Below are 21,318 nucleotides of genomic sequence, written 5' to 3' on the forward strand. Positions count from 1 at the left end.
TTGCGCCGTCACTGGCGGCGGGCGCCATGATGTCGTTCGCCCTGTCCCTGGATGACCTGGTACTGGCCAGTTTCGTGTCCGGGCCGGGTTCCACCACCTTGCCGATGGAAGTGTTCTCGGCGGTACGACTGGGGGTCAAACCCGAGATCAACGCCGTGGCCAGCCTGATTCTGCTGGCGGTGTCGCTGGTGACCTTTCTGGTGTGGTTCTTCAGCCGCCGCGCCGAAGAACACCGCAAAAAGGCGATTCAGCAAGCCATCGACGAAGCCTCGGCCGAGTCCTGGAAACAACCTGATGTACGTCGTCCGAAATCGCTGACAGCGGTTTAAGCCAGCGCCATAAAAACCTCGCCTCCTGTGCACAGGAGGCGAGGTTTTTTTATGCCTGGCCAACGCTGCAATCAAACTGTCGGCGCAAGCTCCCCCCCGGCGGGGCTGATCCGGTATCACATGGGCATCAGGCTGTATCCCTGGTGCTCCAGGGTCGTAATGGTGGTCAGCGCCGAGAGCGCAGTGGTGACCGATTTGTCGACTTCGCTATAGGCAAAGTGGTGTTCGGCCACCGCCTGACCACACACCGCCACATCTACTCCGGCGTGCCGCAGAGCTGCGATCAGGGGCAAGTTGGGGTTGGCCGTATTGAATCGGGAGCGATAGGCCGCGTCGTCGAGCGCGAGCGCCGTTGCGTCACCGGAGGCAACGGCAACAAATTTCAATTGCGTCAGGGGCACACCCGCTGCCACATAGAGATTGACGGTGCGGGCTACGTGGTCCAGTGCCGGGTTGACGTCTGCGGGGGTTTTAGGCCCCTTGGTCAGGGCAAAAACCACCTTGTAGGTGGCGGTCTTGTCGGGCTGGTAGGCAGCATCTGCCAGCGGGTGGATCTTGCCATAACCCACAATGGTCGGCGTGGTCCAGAACCCGGGCGCGGTATCGGCCTGCTCGGCCAGCAACTGGCTGCTGGCCAGAGTCAGAAGTGTGAAAGAGACGATTTTGACAACATGGCGCATGGCAATATTCCTCTGTCCGGTTCGGTCTTGTTGTTGATAGCATCGCGCGCTTTAGTCAACGCCGCCAAGAGAATCGAACAACATGAATAGAGAGCAGGTTCGTACCGCCATTGGGTTCGCACTGATCACATCAGTGATTGCACTGCTTTCGGCGTACGCCCAGACCAATCCCTATAGCGCGGCAGGATGGTTGCTGGAGTCGAAGCTGCTGGCATCGCTCTGGCTTGAGGCATTGCCGCTCGCAGCCATTCTGGTGCTGATTCTTGCCACGCCCTGGTATCTGGTGAAGCTTTTCAGGCGTCTGCGCAGCAAATAACTGCGCCAACCCGGCCTGATCGATCATTGAGCCGAAGCAAACCGCCGCACAGCCGATATTGCGCGTTAAAGTCGTAGCGGTCAGCACCAACAGGAACCACCCATGTCAGACAAACCGCCCGCACAGACAGTCACCGCGGCAGATATAGAAAAATCGATCCAGGCCCTCAACAAAATGGCCGAGCGTCTGTGGGGGGATGGCAGAGAAGCCGAGGCCAAAGCCCTGCTCGATGCGCTGGATGCCCTGAACCGGGCTCTGGACAGGATCCGGATTGGTGAAAATCGGCGCACGCTGCACTGATGGGGCACGCAACCCTGGACAGCAAACAGGCGGGGCAGGATCACCCCCCCGCCGCTGCCGCTAATGACCTTTTTGCGCGTTCACTACATCCTGCAGGGCTTTGTTGGTGAGGTTGATGCACTTCTGGGTATCACCTGCAGCCTGCGCCTCTTGTGCCGCAACTCTCGCGTCATGGATCTGCCCGAGCAGTGGCTGGCCGATAGTGCCGGAGCTGGCTTTGTAATCGGCCAATTTCTGCAGGTTTATGGTGCACAAATCATCGGCTGCAAAAATCGGAGTGGCGACCAGGGCCGCCAGAACCAACAAAACTGAGCGTTTCATAAGACTCTCGATTATTTAAGGACTGGAGTTTGACTATAGACCCGGTTTGACCCGGGCATCGAGCTCCACCCAATGACAGGTTGAGCCCCTGCAAAGAGCCGAACCGGCGGTACTAAACGTGGCACCGCCATCGGGCCCGGTGTTTTAAACTGATATCATTGAGGAATGTACAAGCTGAGTAGAAAAGCATGAACCGTCGTAAAAAGATCAAGCAGTTGCTCAAAGCCCACGCAAAAAAGGCCAGTGCCAAACTGGCCCCGCAAAACAAGACCAAATACATTTGTAAAGCTGACCGTTTGAAGCTGGCTGCAGAGTCCGCCCATGACGACGTCACCACCTCTGAAAGCTGATCCATACAACCCCCGGCAAATTCCCCCGCCCCATCCTGATCAGCACTGGATCATGCTCGAGCCCGGTCGGTATCCCGCCAAGCCGGGCATGTCAGCCCTGCTTCGGTATCAATTTCGTCTCACTGCACTTGCGATCACACCGGACGGCGGCTGACAAAGGGCTCCAGCCTGTTCGAGCCGGGGCGCCAGAAGCCAGTTACAGAACAGAAGGTCAACTTCTCGGAGGAGGGGGTGTGCCGCCGCTCATCACACCCATGGGTGCCAGCGGGATCCGGCAAACTGCACCAATCAAAACGCCGCTTGAAAAGCGGCGTTTTGCGTATCGTGGAACGCGGGCGTGAGGCTCACCTGTTATTCAGGTGTCTCAGGCATTGCGATTCCAGGGACGATCACCATTCTCGTCCTTGATCCGGGTCGGCAGACCCATCACGTCCAGCGCGTTGAGGAACGGCTCGGCCGGCAGTTCTTCGACGTTGACCATGCGCTGCACGTCCCACTCGCCACGGGCGACCAGAAGCGCCGCGGCCACGGGCGGCACGCCAGCCGTATAGGAGATGCCCTGGCTGTCAGTTTCTGCGTAGGCGTCTTCATGATCGGCGACGTTGTAGATGAACACCTCGCGCGCCTGACCATCCTTGGTACCCTTGACCAGATCACCGATGCAGGTCTTGCCGGTGTATCCGGGAGCCAGCGAGCTCGGGTCAGGCAGTACGGCCTTGACCAGCTTCAACGGCACCACTTCCAGGCCCTCGGCGGTCTTGACCGGCTGCTCGGAGAGCAGGCCGAGGTTTTTCAGCACGGTGAACACGTTGATGTAGTGTTCGCCAAAGCTCATCCAGAACCTTACGTTGGGCACGTCAAGATTCTTCGACAGGGAATGAACTTCGTCATGGCCGGTCAGGTACAGGTTCTGCTCTCCGACAACCGGCAGGTCGTCGGTGCGCTTGACTTCGAACATGGTGTTGCTTGTCCACTGGCTGTTCTGCCAGCTCCACACCTGTCCGGTAAATTCACGGAAGTTGATTTCAGGGTCGAAATTGGTAGCGAAATACTTGCCATGTGAACCGGCATTGACATCAAGAATATCGATTGAATCAATGCGGTCGAAATACTGTTGCTTGGCCAGTGCTGCATAGGCGTTGACCACGCCCGGATCGAAACCTACACCGAGGATGGCGGTGATGTTTTTCTCTTTGCACTCCTCGAGATGGTTCCACTCGTAGTTGCCATACCAGGGCGGCGTCTCGCAGACTTTGCCCGGCTCTTCATGGATGGCGGTGTCCAGGTAAGCCACGCCGGTATCGATGCAGGCACGCAGCACCGACATGTTGAGAAACGCGGAACCGACGTTGATCACGATCTGCGATTCGGTTTCGAGAATAAGAGCCTTGGTCGCTTCCACGTCCAGGGCGTTTAGCGTGAAAGCCTTGATTTCGGCAGGCAGTTTGAGGCTGCCCTTGGCCTTGACGCTATCGATGATGGCCTGGCATTTGGAGATGTTGCGCGACGCGATAGCAATCCGACCGAGTTCGTCGTTGTGCTGCGCGCATTTGTGGGCCACCACCTTGGCGACACCTCCTGCACCAATGATAAGAACGTTCTTTTTCAATTGCTTTATCTCTCCTTTATCCGCCAGCTTACGAAAGGCTGGACAGGTAGTCTTCGTAACCAAATTCACGAACCACTTCGACTGTACCGTCGAGTTGTTTCACTACGATGGACGGCATTTTCAGGCCGTTGAACCAGTTTTTCTTGACCATGGTGTAGCCCGCGGTGTCGATGAACGACAGCCGATCGCCGATGGTCAACGGACGATCAAATTGGTATTCGCCAAAAATGTCCCCGGCCAGGCAGGATTTTCCGCACACCATGTAGGTGTGTTCGCCGTCGCTTGGCGCCAGCTTGGCGTTGAGGCGATAGATCAGCAGGTCCAGCAGGTGGGCTTCGATGGAGCTGTCTACCACGGCCAGGTGCTTGCCGTTGTAAAGGGTGTCGAGCACTGTGACTTCCAGCGAGGCGCTGTTGGTGATAGCGGCTTCGCCCGGCTCCAGGTAAACCTGCACGCCATACTTGTGCGAGAACGCTTTGAGGCGGGCGCAGAACGCGTCCAGGGCATAGCCTTCACCGGTAAAGTGAATGCCGCCACCGAGGCTGACCCACGTGACCTTGTGCAGCAGCTCGCCGAAGCGTTCTTCGATGGTGCACAGCATCTGGTCGAACAGCTCAAAGTCACCGTTCTCGCAGTTGTTGTGGAACATGAAACCGGAAATCTGGTCGATGACGCCTTCGATCTTCACCGGGTCCCATTCACCCAGGCGGCTGAACGGGCGCGCCGGATCGGCCAGCAGGTAGTCGGAGCTGCTGACTTGCGGGTTGACCCGCAGGCCGCGGATCTTGCCTTCGGAGCGCTCGGCAAAACGCTGCAGCTGACCAATGGAGTTGAAGATGATCTTGTCGCAGTTGGCGAGCATCTCTTCAATTTCATCATCGGCCCAGGCCACGCTATAGGCGTGGGCTTCGCCTTCGAACTTCTGGCGACCGAGCTTCAACTCGTACAGCGACGACGATGTGGTGCCGTCCATGTATTGCTGCATCAAGTCGAACACCGACCAGGTGGCAAAGCACTTGAGTGCCAGCAGGGCCTTGGCCCCGGACTGCTCGCGCACATAGGCGATCTTCTGCATGTTCTTGAGCAGTTTCTGTTTATCGATCAGGTAGTACGGCGTTTTGATCATTTCGAGGCGACTCCAGCAAGGCCAGCCAAAAAAGGATGCGCATTGTGCCTTCACTAACCGGATATCGAAAGAGCAAAAGCCCAGTTCCAAATGTCGCCCGCCCGAGCGGTACTGCAACCCTGTTGGCAAACCCCGGGCAATCCTGGTTGCTCAGAGGGTCGTAGCGCTGGATTCATATGATTGACGGTGCAGGGTTCAATCCGTTGATTGCATCCCGTATATGTCGTAGCCGATCTGTCACCGATATGTCCCCCTCAAGCTTCAACACAGTACAGGCAAGCCCGGACAGCCATTGCCGATGCCTGGCCAGGCTACGCCCCGGAACACTTCCTTGATCATACTGAGCTGCCCAGGCCAGAAACTCCGGCTTCGCCTCACCGAAGCGCTTTACCTCGCGACGTTTCAGCCTCTCTAATCTGAGTTCAACTGGAACATAAAGGAACACCACAAGATCAAATTCGCTCTCAAGGGGTTGACCCCAACCCATGACTGATCCCGCAACGACTGCACGGCCATGGCAGTGCATTTGTTGTAACAAGCGCTCTGCTCGTTGCGTCTTGTCTGCCAACTGCTGATAGGGCGGATTACCGGGCAGCCACAAAAAATCATCCGCTTCCAGGTGGGTCGTATTCAGTTCCTTTGCCAAAGCATCTGCCAGGGTCGTGGTGCCGCTACCAGCCGCGCCTGTAATCAAAATGTAACGTGGCGTATCTTTTGTCATTTCACTTTCAGCCTGTCTGAAACAAGTTTGCCAGCGCCTATACATCACCAGTGTCCAGACGATTTGACAGATTGGCGCAGATATTCTCGAGCCGCTGAGTTTCTGATTGATTTGTCCCCTGCCCATAAGTCAGGATTCCGCCCTTTTGATTGAGCGGGGAACACATATGGAGCGTCTATTCGTCTATGGGACCTTGGGGCCTGGAAGACCAAATGAGCACGTGATGTCAAACATTGGCGGCGTATGGGAGTCCGCCTCGCTCAAGGGACGCTTGGTACAGGCAGGCTGGGGAGCAGACCTGGGATTCCCTGGTCTGGTTATTGCCGAGGATGGCGATGATATTCATGGCCATCTCTTCTGCTCTGAAAATTTCGCCCGCCACTGGCCGGCACTGGACGATTTTGAAGGGGCCGAGTATCAACGTGTCCTGACCAGCGTGACTCTGGATAATGGTGCTCAAGTGAGTGCTTATGTCTATGCCCTGCGTTAACCATTGAAAGCCAGGGCGCTGCTGCATGACTGCTTTGCTGGCCAATAGCTGCGCTTTGGGCGCCTAAGCCCCGCTGGTCTTTTGCTCAAGCCATAAAGGATAAAGCAGCGCAAACCTCTGGCTCACCCAGTCGACAAATGCATGCACCTGCGGGGCAAGGTACGTTCTGCTGGGGTACAACACGGACACCGGGCGCGGTCTTGGCCGATAGTTCTCGAGTACTTCCACCAAAGAACCATCAGCCAGATACCGCTCCAGCGCGATCCCCGGCGCCTGAAGAATGCCAAAACCGGCCACACCACATTGCACATAGGTGCTGGACTCATTGACGACGATGCCACGGTGGCTGACGTAGCCCCTGTCGATGCCGCCATTGGAGAACTGCCAGGGGAGCGGTCGCTGGTTCTGACCGGACAGAAAACTGATGCAACGGTGAGAATCCAGCTCCTGCAGAGTATGCGGCGCGCCGAACTCCTGGATATATCCAGGCGCCGCGCACGTCACCATGGTTGCCATGCCGATACGCCGGGCCACCAGACTGGAGTCCGGCAACTCTCCGATCCTGAGCGCGCAATCCACTCCTTCGGCGACCAAATCCACGGTACGGTCGGTAACCCCCAATGCCATTTCGATTTGCGGATGACTGTTGCTGAACTCTCTCAGACTTGTGATGAATGCAGGCTGGGAAAGCGCCGATGGAATATCAACCCGCAGTTTTCCTCGAAGGGATGCCCCGGCAACATCGAACATCGACGTTGCCTGAGCGAGGCGCCCGAGAATATCCATGACCCGTTCGTAAAACTGCTCCCCCTCCGTCGTCAGTCGCACTTGTCGGGTTGTGCGCTGAAAAAGTCTCACGCCAAGAGATGCTTCCAGCTCCTGTATGGCCCGGGTGACCTGAGGGCGTCCCAATTGTGTGGCATCAGCGGCTTTGGTGAAGCTTCCAAGCTCGGCAACACGCACAAAAACTTGCATTGATTGCAGCAGTTCCATACACCCTCGCTCAGATTTTGTTGCTGCTTAAGGTATCAACCCTAGGCCATTGTTGCCGTTAGAGACAACAGTCTTGTCCTGGCTGAAGCATTTATTGCCACTGACTCAGGGGTAACAATGGCCGCACTCCACCAGATCTGACTGGTGCCCTTTAAGGAGAAACAATATGAAAGCCTGGCTTCTGAATGATTTTGGTCTCGACAATTTAGTCCTTGGTGACACCCCCACGCCGGAACCCAAGGCCGGAGAGTTGCTGGTCAAGGTTGGCGCCGTTTCCCTCAACTTCCGCGACAAAGCCATCGTCGACGGTATTTACGAACCACATAAAGTGCCCAAACCGCTGATTCCCGTGAGCGATGCAGCAGGAACCGTAGTCGCTATTGGTGAAGGTGTCAGCCGATTCAAACTTGGCGACCGGGTAAACTCGCATTTGTATTCACGCTGGATTGATGGCGCCCCTGCTTCGGACGAACCCGATTACTGCTTTGGCTCGCCCCTGCCTGGGGGGCTGGCCGAGTACATGATCATTCACGAGGATAGCGCTGTGCGCGCACCCGACAACATGTCGGACGAAGAAGCCTCGACACTGCCTATCGCCGCGCTGACTGCCTGGTATTCACTGGTGGACTACGGCCAGATCAAACCCGGAGAAACCGTACTCGTGCAGGGTACTGGCGGCGTGTCGATCTTCGCCGTTCAACTGGCTGCTGCGCTGGGTGCCAAAGTGATTGTCACGTCGAGCAATGACGCCAATCTGCAGGCTGCCATGCAACTGGGTGCAGTCAGCGGGGTGAACTACAGGACCCACCCGCAATGGCATGAGCAAGTGCTCAAGCTCACCGACGGCAAGGGGGTCGTTCTGCTTCTGGACGTTGCCGGTGGCAATGGCTTGAATCAGTCCATCGCAGCGACCAAGGCCGCAGGCAAGATCGCACAAATCGGCTTCCTGACAGGGCAGACCACCGAGCTTGGCCTGATGCCGTTGATTTTCCGGCAGACCACCATACGCGGCATTGCAGTCGCGCCGCGCTCGTCCTTCGACCGTATGAACGCCTTCCTCAACGAAAACCAAATCCGGCCAGTCATCGATAAGGTCTACCCCTTTGAAGAGGCACGCCAGGCGTATGAACACTTGGCGAGGGGCGCTTTCGGCAAGGTAGTGATCAAGATTGCTTGAGGGGGTGAATTGATATTGCCGGAGAGAAACCGGCGCACTTCCTTGCAGCCCTGAACCGGAAAAAAGCGACCGGGCTGCGCTCAGGTTTGTAGCCGGGCATGTCGCATGCCCGGCCTCCTCGCTACCTTCCGCTGGCCAGACATGCTTGCTTTCTGGGGAGGTCGCCAGATCTTTTAATTGCTACTGATTGCCCTGCAATTCAAGCTCCATGTGAATGATTTCTATGGGTTGCCCACCCACACCGTGACTGAAAACACCGTGCTTTTGTGTCACAAAGCCATGCTTTTTGTAGAAGCCTTGCGCATTCAAGGTCGACTCCACCTTTATAAAGCGGATGCCAGGCCCACGTGCATTATCAATACCTGTCTTGAGCAAATGCTCACCAAGCCCCTGGCTGGATGCCTCGCGAAGCAGGAATAGCCGCGTCACCTCTCCTGGCTCTGAATCGACAAAGCCAACGATCCTTCCCAGTTGCAGGGCCACGACCATCCGCCCTTGTTTTATCAGTTGCTCATAAAATTCCGGGGTTCTTTCGCCCATCCAGCCATTGAGTTGCTCCGGGGTATAGAGTCCGTTCGACAGCTCGGCTATCGACTGCCAGGTGACATGGAAAATAGCGTGGCCATCTCCAGGTTGTGCAGCCCGAAGGGTAAATTGCTTTTGCATGCCCGCTACTCCTTGTTGTCGGGATTCAGGGGGGCCTGGCTGGTTTGCCAGACACGCTTCATGACAGCGCCCATTTCCAACCAAAGCCCCCCCGGTGCCAGGCCTGCCCTCAGGCCTGAAGCCCGAACGGGTCGTCTACAGAATGGCTCGGCCGGGTAAACCAGCGCGGGCCAGTGGCTGTCATGTAGAAATGATCTTCCAGGCGAATGCCGAACTCGCCCGGGATGCAAATCATTGGCTCATTGGAGAAGCACATGCCCTCGGCCAGCGGCGTCAGGTCACCACGCACCAGGTAAGGCCCTTCGTGAATGTCCAGGCCGATGCCATGTCCGGTGCGGTGCGGCAAGCCGGGTAACTGGTAGTCCGGGCCGAGACCGGCGGCTTCCAGGGCAAGACGCGCGGCGGCATCCACCACCTGGCAGGGTTCACCCAGGCGTGCAGCGTCGAAGGCGGCCAGCTGGGCGGTTTTTTCCAGGTTCCACAGGGCGCGCTGGCGGTCGCTCGGGGTGCCGAACACGTAACTGCGAGTGATATCCGACTGATAGCCGTGGAGCAGGCAACCCGTGTCGATCAGCACCATGTCGCCGTCCTTGAGCACCTGCGCGTGCTTTACGCCGTGGGGAAAGGCACTGGCCTCGCCGAACAGCACGATGCAGAAGGTCGAACCCGGTGCGCCCACCTTGCGGTGCGCCTCACGGATGAACTCGGCAACCTCGGTGGTACTGATGCCTGCGCGCAGGATGCTGGCGGCAGCCTTTTGCACTTCCAGGGTCATGTCTTTGGCACGCTGCATCAGCGCCAGCTCGGTAGCGGACTTGTGATAGCGACACAGGTTCGTCACGCAAGAAGCGTCGACGAACTTTAAGTCCGATCCGAGGCGGCGGATGCCATCGAACATGAAAAATGCCAGGGACGGGCACAGGCCCACCACTGCATCGGCGGCGACCCCCATTGCAGCGAGCATATCGAGCAGCAGGCGGTAGGGACTCTCGTGCTCCTGCCAGCCATGAATAAACCCGTCCACCTCGCGGAAGTCGCGAATGGTGCCCTCCTCGAATGCCGGAGCGATATAGGCCAGCGCTCCGTTGGCGGGCAGCACGGCACCGACCATGCGTTCGCTCGGGCTCCACTTCACCCCGGTGAAGTAGTACAGGTTACTGCCAGCGTTCAGGTAGAGGGCGGCGATACCCTGCTCTCGCATCAGGCCCTGGGCCTTGGCAATGCGCGACTGGTATTCGTCGAGGCCGACAGGCTTCATGCCCTCGGTCATCTGCGCCAGGCCGGCCAGCGCCTGTTCCGGAGTTTTGCCACCTACACCCACTGTCATCTCGTTCTCCCGAATTATGCTGCAGTGGGCGAAATTTAAGCCTGACTTAAAAAACCGTCAATCCATATTTTTAGTGGTGCTTAATTCCAGTAAGGCGAAAAACGTTTTTCCAGTGCCCCGCCCGTTATACTGGCGCCTTTCAAAATACGAGCCACGCCAATGACCGTAGAACAGATCGGTGAACGGCTGCGCCGCTACCGCCGCGCCGCCAACAAGACCCTGAAACAAGTGGCCACTGAGTCAGGCCTGACAGCCAGCTTCTTGTCCCAGGCGGAGCGTAACCTCACTGGCGTGTCCATCTCCTCGCTGGCGCGAATCGCAAAATCCCTGGGCGTTGCGCTCAACACCCTGTTCGACCAGCCCGCCCAGCCCCAGCCCGACTCCCACCAGGGCCAGCGCGTACGCTATAGCATCGGTAGCCAGCCGCTGGTCTACGAGCGCCTGTCCAGCAACTTCCCCGGCAACCTGATCAACGCGATGAAGATGACTATGGCAGTGGGCTACCAGTCCGAGCTCATTTGCCACGAAGGCGCAGAGTTTACCTATGTGCTCTGCGGGCAAATCGTCTACGCCATAGATGGCCACAAATACCCGCTTGGCCCGGGCGGGTCGATACATTTCGACTCCACCAGGCCGCATTCCATTGCCAATGCGGGCGACGATGTTGCCGAAGTGCTGGTCGTCACCACCATGGGCGGGTTACTCGACGATCACCCCGCAGCCTGATCGGGCACACTTACAAAAAGTAAGTACCACTTAATTTAAGTTGAAATTAATTTTAGATTAACTTAAATTTTTTCTCGGCCGCTGTCGGCGCGAGTATCCCTCCCCCCCCTTCAGCGCTACCGCCCGAGCCAGGACACCTGCCTTCGGCTGCCTGTTCAAAAATGACGGGCAGCCCACAGCCCGTAAAGCCGCAGGATCAGGTGCATCCCCCAGAAACGGGCTACCTGATCTGCCGCCCTCAAAATAACAACAATGAGGTTCGCATGCGCAAAAAGACCACGCTCAAGACCATGATCGCCGCCGGCCTGATCCTCGGCTGCGGCTTGACCCATGCCGCCAGCAACCTGGTGTTCTGCTCCGAAGGCAGCCCGGCCGGCTTCGACCCGGGCCAATACACCACGGGGACCGACTTCGACGCCTCAGCCGAAACCGTCTTCAACCGGCTGGCGCAGTTCGAGCGTGGCGGCACCAAGGTCGTCCCCGGCCTGGCAACCCGCTGGGACGTTTCTCCCGATGGCCTGACCTACACCTTCCACCTGCGGGACGGGGTCAAGTTCCACACCACCGACTACTTCAAGCCGACCCGCGACTTCAACGCCGACGACGTGCTGTTCACCTTCAACCGCATGCTCGACAAGGACATGCCGTTCCGCAAGGCCTACCCCACCGAATTCCCCTACTTCACGGACATGGGGATGAACGAAAACATCACCGGGGTCGAAAAAGTCGACGACCATACCGTCAAGTTCACCCTCAGTACTGTGAACGCAGCCTTCATTCAGAACATGGCCATGAGTTTCGCCTCGATCCAGTCGGCCGAATACGCCGACCAGTTGCTCAAGCAAGGCAAGGCCAAGGACATCAACCAAAAGCCGATCGGCACTGGCCCGTTCGTGTTCAGCAAGTACCAGAAAGACGCGCAGATTCGCTACAAGGGCAACCAGAATTACTGGAAGCCTGAAGACGTGAAGATCGACAATCTGATCTTCGCCATCACCACCGACCCCTCGGTGCGCATGCAAAAACTGAAAAAGAACGAATGCCAGATCACTGCCTACCCGCGCCCGGCCGATATCAAGCCGCTGCAGCAAGACCAGAACCTGCAGATGCCCAGTCAACCAGGCTTCAACCTTGGCTATATCGCCTACAACTTCACCCGCAAGCCGTTCGACAAACTCGAAGTACGCCAGGCACTGGACATGGCGGTAAACAAGCAAGCCATCATCGACGCTGTTTACCAGGGTGCCGGCCAACTGGCCGTCAACGGGCTGCCGCCGACCCAGTGGTCCTACGACGAGACCATCAAGGACGTCGCCCACAACCCGCAGAAGGCCAGGGAGCTGCTGCAGGCGGCAGGTGTGAAAGAAGGCACAGAAATTACCCTCTGGGCCATGCCGGTGCAACGCCCCTACAACCCCAACGCCAAGCTGATGGCCGAAATGCTGCAGGCCGACTGGGCCAGAATTGGCATCAAGGCCAACATCGTCAGCTACGAATGGGGCGAGTACATCAAGCGCGCCCACGCCGGCGAGCACGACGTCATGCTGATCGGCTTTACTGGCGACAACGGTGACCCGGACAACTGGCTGGGCACCCTGTACAGCTGCAACTCGGTCAACGGCAACAACTTCTCTAAGTGGTGCAATGAGGACTACGAAAAACTGGTGAAGGCCGCCGAGGCCACCTCCGATGTGGAAAAGCGCACCGCGCTGTACAAAGAAGCACAGCATCTCCTGAAATCACAGGTGCCTATCACCCCGATCGCCCACTCCACGGTCTACCAGCCGATGCGCACCAGTGTGAAGGACTTCCTGATCAGCCCCTTCGGACTCAGCAGCTTCTACGGCGTGTCCAACCAACAGTGAATGACCGGGGCCGACCAGGCGGCCCCTTCACCGTCCTCGCACCGGCGAGGACTTTGTCATCCGCGACTTTGACTGAACCTCAGATAAACGCCAACGCTGCCCGCGCCCCACGCACTGCGGCCACACGCTGCTCGGCCTGGGGCAACAGGTAGCTGAAAAAGAATCCGGCGGTTTCCAGCTTGGCGGCGCGGAGCGGGTCATCTTCGGCAAGTTGTCGCGAGACCCGTGCCGCCCGGCCCCAGGCCAGCGCAAGCAGGATCAGGCCGAAAAGCTGGAGGAAGTCCCCGGCAGCTCGATACGGGTACTCTGCATCCTCGAGTGACAGCTCACGCACCTCGCTTACCAGCACTTCAAGGGTGCTGCACAGGCTCGCCAGCTGTTCAGCAAAGCCTGCGCACTCCGGTATATCGGCGCCAAGCCTGGACTCTTCGCGCAACTGCGCCAACAACAGCTCAAAAGCCTGACCCTGATCCCCCAGCACCTTACGCAGGAGCAGGTCGTTGGCCTGTATCTCGTTACTGCCCTCATAGATCATGGCGATGCGACTGTCGCGCAGGGTTTGTTCGATGGCAAATTCGGCGATGTAGCCGTACCCGCCAAACACCTGCAAGGCGTTGCTGGCCTGGCGAAACCCCTGCTCGGTGAAAAACGCCTTGATGATCGGCGTCAGTAACTGCGCCAGTTGTCCGGCTTGTTGCCGCGCCCTTGGCTCAGGCTCATGTTCCGCCTGGTCCAACAGATGCGCGACCCAATAACCGATAGCGCGCAGGCCTTCGCTGGTGGCGCGTAATTCAAGCAGGATGCGACGTATTGCCGGATGGTAATTGATCGGGTCGACAGCCTGCGCCACCACCCCGGCCGGCCTTGACGGTGCGCGCATCTGCTGGCGTTCGGCGCCATAGCTGCGGGCGTTCTGCCAAGCCGCTTCGCAGTGCCCCAGGCCTTGCAGGCCAACATGCAGACGTGCCGAATTCATCATCACGAACATCGCCTTCAGCCCGCGATTGACCTCACCAATCAACCAACCCTGGGCGGCATCGAACACCAGTGAACAAGTAGCGCTGCCCTTGATCCCCATCTTGTGCTCGATGCCATCGCAGAACACGCCGTTGGCCTGGCCGCCATCCAGCAACTTCGGCACCAGGAACAACGAAATTCCGTGGCTGCCGCTTGGTGCTCCCGGTACGCGAGCCAGCACCAGATGCAGGATGTTGCTGGTGAGGTCGTGCTCGCCGCCCGAGATAAACAACTTGTTGCCATCAAGCCGGTAACTACCGTCGCCCTGAGGCTCTGCGCGACAGCGTAGCAGGCCGACATCACTCCCCGCCTGGGGCTCGGTCAGGCACATGGTGGGCAAGCTTTCGCCGCTGATGATTGCGCGAAGATAGCGCTCCTGCAACCACGGGGCACCGTGGGTTTTCAAACACAGATAGGCGCCGTGGGCGATGCCGGTGTACATGGCCCAAGCGTGGTTAGTGGCGTAAAGCATCTCTTGCAGCGCCGCGTCGAGCACTTGCGGCAAACCCTGCCCGCCCAGCGCTTCGGCGCAAGCCAAGGCCGGCCAACCACCCTCAACATAGGCCCGATACGCGTCGCAAAATCCGTCCGGGGTGGTGACCCGGCCTTCGCTCAAGTGGCAACCCTGGCGATCGCCACGGCTGTTCAACGGCGCCAATACGCCACTGCTGAAGCGCCCGGCTTCTTTGAGTACCTGTACGGCCAGCGGTAAATCCAGCGCCTCGAACACCGGGCTGCGACGCCAGGCCTCGGGCGCCTGCAGCCAGTGTTCAAGAACAAATTGCATATCGCGCAAGGGCGCCTGATAGCTCCACATGGCAAACCTCATCCGGTAGAAAACAAGTCACACCCGCCGCTGCGGGCGGGTCGCTAAAACCTCAGGCGCACCAACCCGGGTTCTCGATCAACAAGGCCATGCCCTGCCCGCCGCCGACACAGGCCGCTGCAATCCCGTAGCGCAGGTTGTGCTCGCGCAGCTGACGGGCCAAGGTCAGCACCAGGCGCAAACCACTGGCAGCCAGCGGGTGACCCAGAGCCAGCGAACCGCCCTGAACGTTGAGACGCGAATGGTCCAGTTCCAATTCCTGTGCCACGGCCAGCACTTGCGCGGCCTGGGCTTCGTTGATTTCGTAGCGGCCAATTTGATTCAGCTCCAGGCCGCTGCGTTGCAATAGCAGGCGGATCGCCGGTGCCGGACCTATACCCATGAACTCAGGCGCCACCCCGACCACGGCGCTGGCCCGCAGCAGGGCCAATGGCGTATCCCGGCAGGCCGAAGTGCGGGCGACCAGCGCCGCCGCCGCGCCATCGACCACCGCACAGCTGTTGCCGGCGGTCTGCACCCCGCCTTGGTGCACCGCACGCAGTCGGGCCAAGGCCGCCAGCTCAGCAGGCCGTGGATGGCTGTCTTCACTCACAGTATCGACCCCACGTGGCAGGGTGATGCCGCGCGGCTGGTAACCGTCCAGGTCGAAAGTCTGATGACCTACGGCCACGATCTCCGGTGCCAGCCAGCCCGTTTGCTGCGCCGCCAGCGCCCGCCGATGGCTGTCGCAGGCGTAAGCATCCACAGTTTCACGGCTCAGGCCATAACGCCGCGCCAGATTGTCGGCCGTGGCGATCATGTCCAGCCCGGGGGCCGGATCAAACAGTGCTTCCCAGAGAAAATCCTTGAACTGCACGCTGGCACCGAGGCGAAAACCGCCACGATGGGTGTACGCCGCAATCGGATTGCGCGACATGGATTCGGCCGCTACGCACAGCGCCAGTTGCACGCCGTCATCCAACTGCCTGGCAGCCTGGTGCAGAAGTTCGAAACCGGTGGCGCAGATGCGCTGCACCCCCAATGCCGGTACCGATTGAGGCACGCCGCTGTAGAGGCCGATATGCCGTGGCAGCAGGTAAGCATCGAAACTGGCCTGGGCCATGGAGCCCGCCAGTACGCTGTCCACCCCTTGCGGATCGACCCCTGCGCGGGCCAACACTTCGCGCCCGACCTTGATTCCCAGGTCGATCGGCGACACCTCGGCCAGCGCACCATTGAAGTCGACCCAGGGTGTGCGCAGCGCATCGATGATGGCAGCGTCAGTGAAAACCGAGTACTGGCCGCCAGCGCTCACAGCCTGGCCCCCGCGCGTAGAATCGCCGGATCGAGCCCGCGATACAGGGCCTCGACCTGATCGGCACGCCACTGCAACACCGCTCGCTGATTGATCGAACCTTTGTCCGTAATTTCACCGCGGTCGATGGACGCCGGTTCGTCGAGCAATGCGATCCATTCAAGGCGACTGGCATTGCCGCTGGCTTCGCGATTGAGTCGCTGCAACCAGTCGGCGAACCATTCGCGCACTGGCGCGCTGGCCAGCACCTCGGTGTCGCTGGCACTGGCCGAAAGCCCCGACAGCTGTCGGCATTCATACATTCTCGGGAATACCAGCGCCCCCAGGCATTCACGATCCGGCGCGGTCACTACCAAGTCCTGGACATAGGGCGAACCTTCGAGCACAGCGCGACTGCGCAGAGGCCCGACACTGACAAAGACCCCGGAGGACAGTTTGAAATCTTCGGCGATGCGCCCGTCAAACATCAGCCCCAATTGCGGATCGCGGGGGTCGGCGAGTTTGAGTGCATCACCGGAACAGTAATAGCCCTGATCATCGAACACCTCGGCGGTCTGCTGCGGTGAGCGCCAGTAACCGGGCATGATGTGCGGGCCACGGAAGCGCCCTTCCAGTTTGCCGTCCGCAGGCACCAGACGCACCTCGCAACCCGGCGCCGGCAGGCCTATGTAACCGGCCATGGACAACGGCCCGGTGGTAAAGGTGCAGGATGGCGCGGCCTCGGTCATGCCCAGCCCGGCCATCATCCGGATACGTTCGCCGCAGTGCTGTTCGGCAACCCGGTCCAGACGGTCCCAGACGCTTTGCGACAAACCAGCGGCGGCGAAGAAAAACAGACTGATGCGTTTGAAAAAACATTCCCGCAGTTGCGCATCCTGTTCCAGCGCCGTGACCAGTTCTTCCCAGCCCTTGGGCACCGTCAGGTAAGCGGTGGGCGACAATTCCTTGAGGTTACGCAGCGTTTGCGCAAAACCCTGCGCCGTGGGTTTGCCGTCGTCCAGGTAAAAACTGCCGCCGTTGTAGAGCACGATGCCAATGTTGTGGCTGCCACCAAAGGTGTGGTTCCACGGCAACCAGTCCACCAGCACGGGCGGCTCTTCGCCGAACACCGGGAAGGTCTGCAACAGCATCTGCTGATTGGCGCAGAGCATGCGTTGGGTCGTGATCACCGCTTTGGGTAAACGAGTGGAACCGGAGGTGAAAAGAAACTTGGCAACGCTGTCCGGGCCCGTGCTGGCAAACGCGGCTTCGGCCTCGGCACCACCCGGCTGCTCAAGCAGGCTGGCGAAGCTCGCCTGGCGGCGCCCCGCAACCTGGCCACGCACCGAAATCATTGGCGTATCGGTTGGTATCACGGCATCGATGGCGCGCTGGTAGGCGGTGGCATCACTAACGAACACCAGGCCCGGTTGCAGCAGGTCGCAAACGTGGCGCAGCTTGGCAAAGTCCTGGGACAGCAGCGAATAGGCCGGCGACACCGGGCAGTAAGGGATGCCCGCGTACATGGCGCCGAAGGCGACCTGCAAATGTTCGAGGTCATTGCCCGAGAGCAGCACCAGAGGCTTGTCTGCCGACAGGCCGTAGCTCAACAGGCTTTGAGCGATGGCCCGGACACTGTCGAGCATCTGGGCGTAACTGATCCGGCGCCAATCACCGCTGGCCTGACGGGCGGCGATAAAGGTCTGCTCGGGACGCTCTTGGGCCCAGTGCACCAGCCGATCGAGCAGCCGCTTGGGCAACTCGGCCAACGGTTCCAGGGAGCGCATGTGCAATACGCCCTGCTGTTCTGTGACCTCGACCGCCGAACAGCCAATGGACACATGGCGATAGCGCGGTGCACCGGCTTGGTCATTGGATTGCGATCTGAATTCGGAACTCACGTGCTTGCTCTCCATCAAGGCACGCTGAAACCAAGCCACACACAGATGACTCGCGGATAGCGTGGCAGCCGTTGGCCGCAACCTTGTTATTGTTATTTCTGCCTTGCACGCGGGCGCTGCGCTTCCAGGGAAGTCGACGCCCGACGTGGCGACGCCTGTTCAGATCGGGTAGTGCCGCGGTCCATTCTGCAAGGTAACCCAACGCAGTTGGGTAAAATGCTCGATCGACGCTTTGCCGCCAAAACTGCCGTAACCGCTCGACTTGACCCCGCCGAAGGGCATATGCGCCTCGTCGTGCACGGTCGGGCCATTGATATGACAGATGCCCGACTCGACCCGTTGCGCCAGCGCCAGGGCACGCCCGGTGTCGCGACTGAATATCGCCGCCGACAAACCGAACTCGGAGTCGTTGGCCAGGCGCAGCAGCGCTTCATCGCCGTCACCGCGCAGCAACACGGCCACTGGGCCGAAGGATTCCTCGCGGTACAGACGCATGCTCTCATTGACGCCGTCGAGCAGGGTCGGCTGCAAAATGCTGCCGTCCAGTTGCCCGCCGACCACCAGCCGCGCGCCCTTGGCCACGGCATCATCGATCAACGCCTTGATGCGCGTCCCGGCAGCGGCATCCACCAGTGAGCCGAGTACTGAATCCGTGGCCGCTGGATCACCGGCCCGCAGGGTTGCAACCTTGGCCGCCAGCTTGGCGACGAACGCATCAGCGACTTTGGCGTCGACGATCAGACGCTCGGTGGACATGCAGATCTGCCCCTGATTGAAGTAGGCGCCAAAGGCAGCTGCCTCCACCGCCGCATCCAGGTCAGCGTCATCGAGCACCAAAAACGGCGCCTTGCCGCCCAGTTCCAGCAAAGCGGGTTTGAGGTGGCGCGCCGCGAGTTCACCGACAATGCGCCCGACATGGGTCGAGCCGGTGAAGTTGACCCGTCGCACAGCCGGGTTGGCGATCAACCGCTCGACAATCGCCGCCGCATCCGCCGGAGCGTTGCTGATGACATTGACCACCCCATCGCCCAAGCCTGCGTCTTGCAATACCTGACCGATCAAGCGGTGTGCTGCCGGGCTCAGTTCTGAGGCCTTGAGCACCACGGTGTTGCCACAGGCCAATGGCATGGCGATAGCGCGGGTGCCAAGAATGACCGGGGCGTTCCAGGGAGCGATTCCCAGCACCACGCCGCAAGGCTGGCGCAGGGCCATGGCGAAACTGCCAGGCACATCCGAGGGGATGACTTCGCCGGTGATCTGGGTGGTCATCGACGCCGCCTCGCGCAGCATATTGGCCGCCAGCTTCACGTTGAATCCGTACCAGTTGGCCATGGCCCCGGTCTCGCCGGCAGCCGCGATGAACTCGGCGCTGCACGCCTGCAATTGCTCGGCCGCCTTGAGCAAACGGGAGCGACGCTCATTGGGCGCCAGTGCAGCCCACTCGGGGAACGCCTTCTGGGCCGCGGCCACTGCGGCGTCGGCATCTTCCAGGGTGGCGGCAGCAACCCGCGACACCAGCTCGCCAGTAACCGGGTTACGGCGTTCGAAGGTTCGACCGTCGCGGGCGGGGCACGACTGGCCGCCAATCAACAGGGGCACGTCCAGCATGGTGATTCCTCTTTATTGTCTTTATCGGGAATGCATTTGAGCGATCTAGACCCAGCACCCGGGCGCAACCGCCAGCAGCGGGATGCGCCCGGTAACTCGCCGCCGTGTCTCAGCGTTTGTAGGTTTGCAGGCCAGGCTTGATGCTCTTGTCGTCGAGGAATTGTTTCATGCCCTGCTCACGACCGCCTTCGGTGTCGAGCAGACGTGACTGATCGAGCTTGGCGTAGAGGTAATCTTCGTTCTGCTCCCACGTCAGTTCGCGACAGCGTTTGAAGCCATGCTTGGCCGCACGCAGAACCACCGGGTTTTTCTCCAGCAGGTTACGCGCCAGCTCTACCGTGACTTCACGCAGTTGCGCCAGGGGCACGCTTTCGTTGACCAGCCCCATCTCGGCGGCTTTCTGCCCACCAAAGGTCTTGCCGGTCATGATGTAGTACAGCGATTGACGATGGCCCACGGTGTCGGCCATGGCTTTGCTCACCAGGTTGCCCGGCGGGATGCCCCAGTTGATTTCCGAAAGGCCGAAGGTCGCTTCGTCGGCGCAGATCGCCAGGTCGCAGGCCACCAACGGACTGAAGCCACCACCAAAGCACCAGCCGTTGACCATGGCAATGGTCGGCTTGGCGTACATGCGCAGCAGTTTCCATTGCCATTGCGACGCTTCGCGACGGATTTTTTCCTGAAGTATCTCCGGGCCGGCGTCCACTTCGCGGAAGTACTCCTTGAGGTCCATGCCCGCAGTCCAGGCCTCGCCGGCGCCGGTCAGCACCAGCACGCCAGCGGCCGGGTCCTGTTCCAGGGTTTCCAGCACATCGATCATTTCCCGGTTCAGGGTCGGGCTCATCGCGTTGCGCTTTTCAGGGCGATTGAGGATGACCCAGGCAATGCCCTCCTCAATCTCGACTTTGACCGTTGTCCAGCGACCTTCGTAGTTGCTCATGATGATGCACTCTTGTTCTTGGCTTGAAGATAGCTAGAAATTAAAGCAGCAATTTAGTTATGTCAATTAACCATTAATAAAATTAACCATTTTTCTATCCCGCTGAAAGAACCTGCCGTAGCACCTGAAAACAACATTGACCATAGCTATCACTGGCCAACCCCGGCAAAATAGATAGCCTTGTTAACCTCCACTTTTTCAGGACTCACCCGCAATGGCCAAGCCTTCACCCCCCGCAGCCCCAAGCGAGTCCCTGCCGCCGCCCCAGATGCAAACCGCACTGGACTCGGCACTGGACGACCTGATCGGCTACGCCATGCGCCGCGCCCAGCTGAAATTATTCCAGAACCTGATTGGTCGCCTTTCGGCCCATGACCTGCGACCCGCGCAATTCTCGGCCCTGGCGATCATCGACCAGAACCCCGGATTGATGCAGGCCGACCTGGCTCGGGCACTGGCCATCGAGCCGCCCCAGGTGGTGCCCCTGCTCAACAAACTGGAAAGTCGCGCGCTGGCGGTACGGGTGCGCTGCAAACCGGACAAACGCTCTTACGGGATCTTCCTCAGCAAGACCGGCGAGACCCTGCTCAAGGAACTCAAGCAGATCGCCGTGCAAAGCGACCTTGACGCCACCGCGGCGCTCGATGGCGAGGAACGCGAAGAGCTGCTGCGCTTGTTGAAGAAGGTCTATCAGGACTGAACACAGACGCCGGCACGCCGCAAATGGGCGGCCGGCGGAAAATGCTGAGGGACTCGG

The 21,318-nt window shown here is 59.6% G+C and carries 21 protein-coding genes and 1 pseudogene; 9 read left to right on the forward strand and 13 right to left on the reverse strand.

All coding sequences use genetic code 11. The annotated features are described in order from the left end of the window. Nucleotides 1-329: pseudogene (locus WG29040_RS22290) on the forward strand (putrescine ABC transporter permease PotI); the annotation flags it as partial. A gap of 116 nt (nt 330-445) precedes the next feature. On the opposite strand, the gene WG29040_RS22295 reads toward WG29040_RS22290, so the two are convergent. Then, nucleotides 446-1,009: a DsrE family protein gene (locus WG29040_RS22295; RefSeq protein WP_127196890.1), complete on the reverse strand. Its 564-nt coding sequence runs from the start codon at nt 1,007-1,009 to the stop codon at nt 446-448. Between the two features lie 82 nt (nt 1,010-1,091). Here WG29040_RS22295 and WG29040_RS22300 point away from each other — a divergent pair, with 82 nt between their 5' ends. Next, nucleotides 1,092-1,325, forward strand: a complete 234-nt coding sequence (locus WG29040_RS22300; protein ID WP_003444649.1) for a hypothetical protein — start codon at nt 1,092-1,094, stop codon at nt 1,323-1,325. Between the two features lie 102 nt (nt 1,326-1,427). Continuing rightward, nucleotides 1,428-1,625, forward strand: coding sequence for a hypothetical protein (locus WG29040_RS22305; protein ID WP_003444652.1), 198 nt, complete (start codon nt 1,428-1,430; stop codon nt 1,623-1,625). Nucleotides 1,626-1,685: 60 nt separating this feature from the next. Here the strand turns inward: WG29040_RS22305 and WG29040_RS22310 are convergent, their stop codons facing one another. After that, a complete protein-coding gene (locus tag WG29040_RS22310; protein WP_003444655.1) occupies nt 1,686-1,946 on the reverse strand; it encodes a hypothetical protein in 261 nt (86 codons plus the stop codon). Between the two features lie 188 nt (nt 1,947-2,134). On the opposite strand from WG29040_RS22310, the gene WG29040_RS22315 reads away from it, so the two are divergent. Then, complete coding sequence (locus WG29040_RS22315; RefSeq protein ID WP_127196891.1) at nt 2,135-2,296, forward strand: DUF2986 domain-containing protein; 162 nt, start codon at nt 2,135-2,137, stop codon at nt 2,294-2,296. Between the two features lie 364 nt (nt 2,297-2,660). On the opposite strand, the gene WG29040_RS22320 is transcribed toward WG29040_RS22315, so the two are convergent. The 3 genes from WG29040_RS22320 to WG29040_RS22330 form a co-directional block, all read right to left on the reverse strand. Further along, complete coding sequence (locus WG29040_RS22320) at nt 2,661-3,905, reverse strand: saccharopine dehydrogenase family protein (RefSeq protein WP_003444659.1); 1,245 nt, start codon at nt 3,903-3,905, stop codon at nt 2,661-2,663. 28 nt (nt 3,906-3,933) lie between these two features. After that, the gene (locus tag WG29040_RS22325; RefSeq protein WP_003444661.1) at nt 3,934-5,031 is read right to left on the reverse strand and encodes a carboxynorspermidine decarboxylase; all 1,098 of its coding nucleotides are present in this window, start codon (nt 5,029-5,031) and stop codon (nt 3,934-3,936) included. A 172-nt stretch (nt 5,032-5,203) separates the two neighbouring features. Further along, nucleotides 5,204-5,752 (reverse strand): AAA family ATPase, encoded by a 549-nt coding sequence (locus WG29040_RS22330; protein WP_029613025.1) that lies wholly within the window; start codon nt 5,750-5,752, stop codon nt 5,204-5,206. 166 nt (nt 5,753-5,918) lie between these two features. On the opposite strand from WG29040_RS22330, the gene WG29040_RS22335 reads away from it, so the two are divergent. Then, a complete protein-coding gene (locus WG29040_RS22335) occupies nt 5,919-6,242 on the forward strand; it encodes a gamma-glutamylcyclotransferase (protein WP_029613027.1) in 324 nt (107 codons plus the stop codon). A gap of 63 nt (nt 6,243-6,305) precedes the next feature. Here WG29040_RS22335 and WG29040_RS22340 read toward each other — a convergent pair whose 3' ends face one another. After that, entirely contained in the window at nt 6,306-7,235 is a 930-nt protein-coding gene (locus WG29040_RS22340; RefSeq protein ID WP_177413001.1) for a LysR family transcriptional regulator, read from the reverse strand. A gap of 166 nt (nt 7,236-7,401) precedes the next feature. On the opposite strand from WG29040_RS22340, the gene WG29040_RS22345 reads away from it, so the two are divergent. Beyond that, nucleotides 7,402-8,412: an NAD(P)-dependent alcohol dehydrogenase gene (locus WG29040_RS22345; RefSeq protein WP_127196893.1), complete on the forward strand. Its 1,011-nt coding sequence runs from the start codon at nt 7,402-7,404 to the stop codon at nt 8,410-8,412. Between the two features lie 180 nt (nt 8,413-8,592). Here WG29040_RS22345 and WG29040_RS22350 read toward each other — a convergent pair whose 3' ends face one another. Next, entirely contained in the window at nt 8,593-9,078 is a 486-nt protein-coding gene (locus WG29040_RS22350; protein WP_127196894.1) for a GNAT family N-acetyltransferase, read from the reverse strand. 109 nt (nt 9,079-9,187) lie between these two features. After that, a complete protein-coding gene (locus WG29040_RS22355) occupies nt 9,188-10,405 on the reverse strand; it encodes a Xaa-Pro peptidase family protein (RefSeq protein ID WP_127196895.1) in 1,218 nt (405 codons plus the stop codon). 159 nt (nt 10,406-10,564) lie between these two features. Here WG29040_RS22355 and WG29040_RS22360 point away from each other — a divergent pair, with 159 nt between their 5' ends. Both WG29040_RS22360 and WG29040_RS22365 read left to right on the forward strand, forming a co-directional pair. Continuing rightward, nucleotides 10,565-11,131, forward strand: a complete 567-nt coding sequence (locus WG29040_RS22360; protein ID WP_003444682.1) for a helix-turn-helix domain-containing protein — start codon at nt 10,565-10,567, stop codon at nt 11,129-11,131. Between the two features lie 263 nt (nt 11,132-11,394). After that, complete coding sequence (locus tag WG29040_RS22365) at nt 11,395-12,996, forward strand: ABC transporter substrate-binding protein (RefSeq protein WP_003444683.1); 1,602 nt, start codon at nt 11,395-11,397, stop codon at nt 12,994-12,996. Nucleotides 12,997-13,075: 79 nt separating this feature from the next. On the opposite strand, the gene WG29040_RS22370 is transcribed toward WG29040_RS22365, so the two are convergent. The 5 genes from WG29040_RS22370 to WG29040_RS22390 form a co-directional block, all read right to left on the reverse strand. Then, nucleotides 13,076-14,830, reverse strand: a complete 1,755-nt coding sequence (locus tag WG29040_RS22370) for an acyl-CoA dehydrogenase (protein WP_127196896.1) — start codon at nt 14,828-14,830, stop codon at nt 13,076-13,078. 61 nt (nt 14,831-14,891) lie between these two features. Next, nucleotides 14,892-16,133 carry a thiolase family protein gene (locus WG29040_RS22375; protein WP_003444688.1) on the reverse strand — a complete coding sequence of 414 codons (1,242 nt, stop codon included), beginning with the start codon at nt 16,131-16,133 and terminating at the stop codon, nt 14,892-14,894. Beyond that, on the reverse strand, nt 16,130-18,013 hold the full coding sequence (locus WG29040_RS22380) for a feruloyl-CoA synthase (RefSeq protein WP_010657342.1): 1,884 nt from the start codon (nt 18,011-18,013) through the stop codon (nt 16,130-16,132). Before WG29040_RS22380 ends, WG29040_RS22375 begins: the two co-directional genes overlap by 4 nt. A gap of 159 nt (nt 18,014-18,172) precedes the next feature. Then, nucleotides 18,173-19,621, reverse strand: coding sequence for an aldehyde dehydrogenase (locus tag WG29040_RS22385; protein ID WP_010657343.1), 1,449 nt, complete (start codon nt 19,619-19,621; stop codon nt 18,173-18,175). Nucleotides 19,622-19,730: 109 nt separating this feature from the next. Next, nucleotides 19,731-20,561, reverse strand: a complete 831-nt coding sequence (locus WG29040_RS22390; protein ID WP_003444693.1) for a p-hydroxycinnamoyl CoA hydratase/lyase — start codon at nt 20,559-20,561, stop codon at nt 19,731-19,733. A 214-nt stretch (nt 20,562-20,775) separates the two neighbouring features. On the opposite strand from WG29040_RS22390, the gene WG29040_RS22395 reads away from it, so the two are divergent. Continuing rightward, the gene (locus WG29040_RS22395; RefSeq protein ID WP_003444695.1) at nt 20,776-21,261 is read left to right on the forward strand and encodes a MarR family winged helix-turn-helix transcriptional regulator; all 486 of its coding nucleotides are present in this window, start codon (nt 20,776-20,778) and stop codon (nt 21,259-21,261) included. The last annotated feature ends 57 nt before the right edge of the window (nt 21,262-21,318 follow it).

It is taken from the genome of Pseudomonas sp. PAMC 29040 (assembly GCF_003994535.1).
In the GTDB taxonomy this organism is placed as follows: Bacteria; Pseudomonadota; Gammaproteobacteria; order Pseudomonadales; family Pseudomonadaceae; genus Aquipseudomonas; species Aquipseudomonas paraversuta.

Coding starts and splice junctions, on each gene's coding strand:
- WG29040_RS22335 (WP_029613027.1), top strand. CDS start 5,919: ATGGAGCGTCTATTCGTCTATGGGACCTTGGGGCCTGGAAGACCAAAT.
- WG29040_RS22295 (WP_127196890.1), bottom strand. CDS start 1,009: ATGCGCCATGTTGTCAAAATCGTCTCTTTCACACTTCTGACTCTGGCC.
- WG29040_RS22310 (WP_003444655.1), bottom strand. CDS start 1,946: ATGAAACGCTCAGTTTTGTTGGTTCTGGCGGCCCTGGTCGCCACTCCG.
- WG29040_RS22300 (WP_003444649.1), top strand. CDS start 1,092: ATGAATAGAGAGCAGGTTCGTACCGCCATTGGGTTCGCACTGATCACA.
- WG29040_RS22390 (WP_003444693.1), bottom strand. CDS start 20,561: ATGAGCAACTACGAAGGTCGCTGGACAACGGTCAAAGTCGAGATTGAG.
- WG29040_RS22345 (WP_127196893.1), top strand. CDS start 7,402: ATGAAAGCCTGGCTTCTGAATGATTTTGGTCTCGACAATTTAGTCCTT.
- WG29040_RS22350 (WP_127196894.1), bottom strand. CDS start 9,078: ATGCAAAAGCAATTTACCCTTCGGGCTGCACAACCTGGAGATGGCCAC.
- WG29040_RS22365 (WP_003444683.1), top strand. CDS start 11,395: ATGCGCAAAAAGACCACGCTCAAGACCATGATCGCCGCCGGCCTGATC.
- WG29040_RS22315 (WP_127196891.1), top strand. CDS start 2,135: ATGAACCGTCGTAAAAAGATCAAGCAGTTGCTCAAAGCCCACGCAAAA.
- WG29040_RS22395 (WP_003444695.1), top strand. CDS start 20,776: ATGGCCAAGCCTTCACCCCCCGCAGCCCCAAGCGAGTCCCTGCCGCCG.
- WG29040_RS22340 (WP_177413001.1), bottom strand. CDS start 7,235: ATGGAACTGCTGCAATCAATGCAAGTTTTTGTGCGTGTTGCCGAGCTT.
- WG29040_RS22370 (WP_127196896.1), bottom strand. CDS start 14,830: ATGTGGAGCTATCAGGCGCCCTTGCGCGATATGCAATTTGTTCTTGAA.
- WG29040_RS22305 (WP_003444652.1), top strand. CDS start 1,428: ATGTCAGACAAACCGCCCGCACAGACAGTCACCGCGGCAGATATAGAA.
- WG29040_RS22385 (WP_010657343.1), bottom strand. CDS start 19,621: ATGCTGGACGTGCCCCTGTTGATTGGCGGCCAGTCGTGCCCCGCCCGC.
- WG29040_RS22360 (WP_003444682.1), top strand. CDS start 10,565: ATGACCGTAGAACAGATCGGTGAACGGCTGCGCCGCTACCGCCGCGCC.
- WG29040_RS22325 (WP_003444661.1), bottom strand. CDS start 5,031: ATGATCAAAACGCCGTACTACCTGATCGATAAACAGAAACTGCTCAAG.
- WG29040_RS22330 (WP_029613025.1), bottom strand. CDS start 5,752: ATGACAAAAGATACGCCACGTTACATTTTGATTACAGGCGCGGCTGGT.
- WG29040_RS22355 (WP_127196895.1), bottom strand. CDS start 10,405: ATGACAGTGGGTGTAGGTGGCAAAACTCCGGAACAGGCGCTGGCCGGC.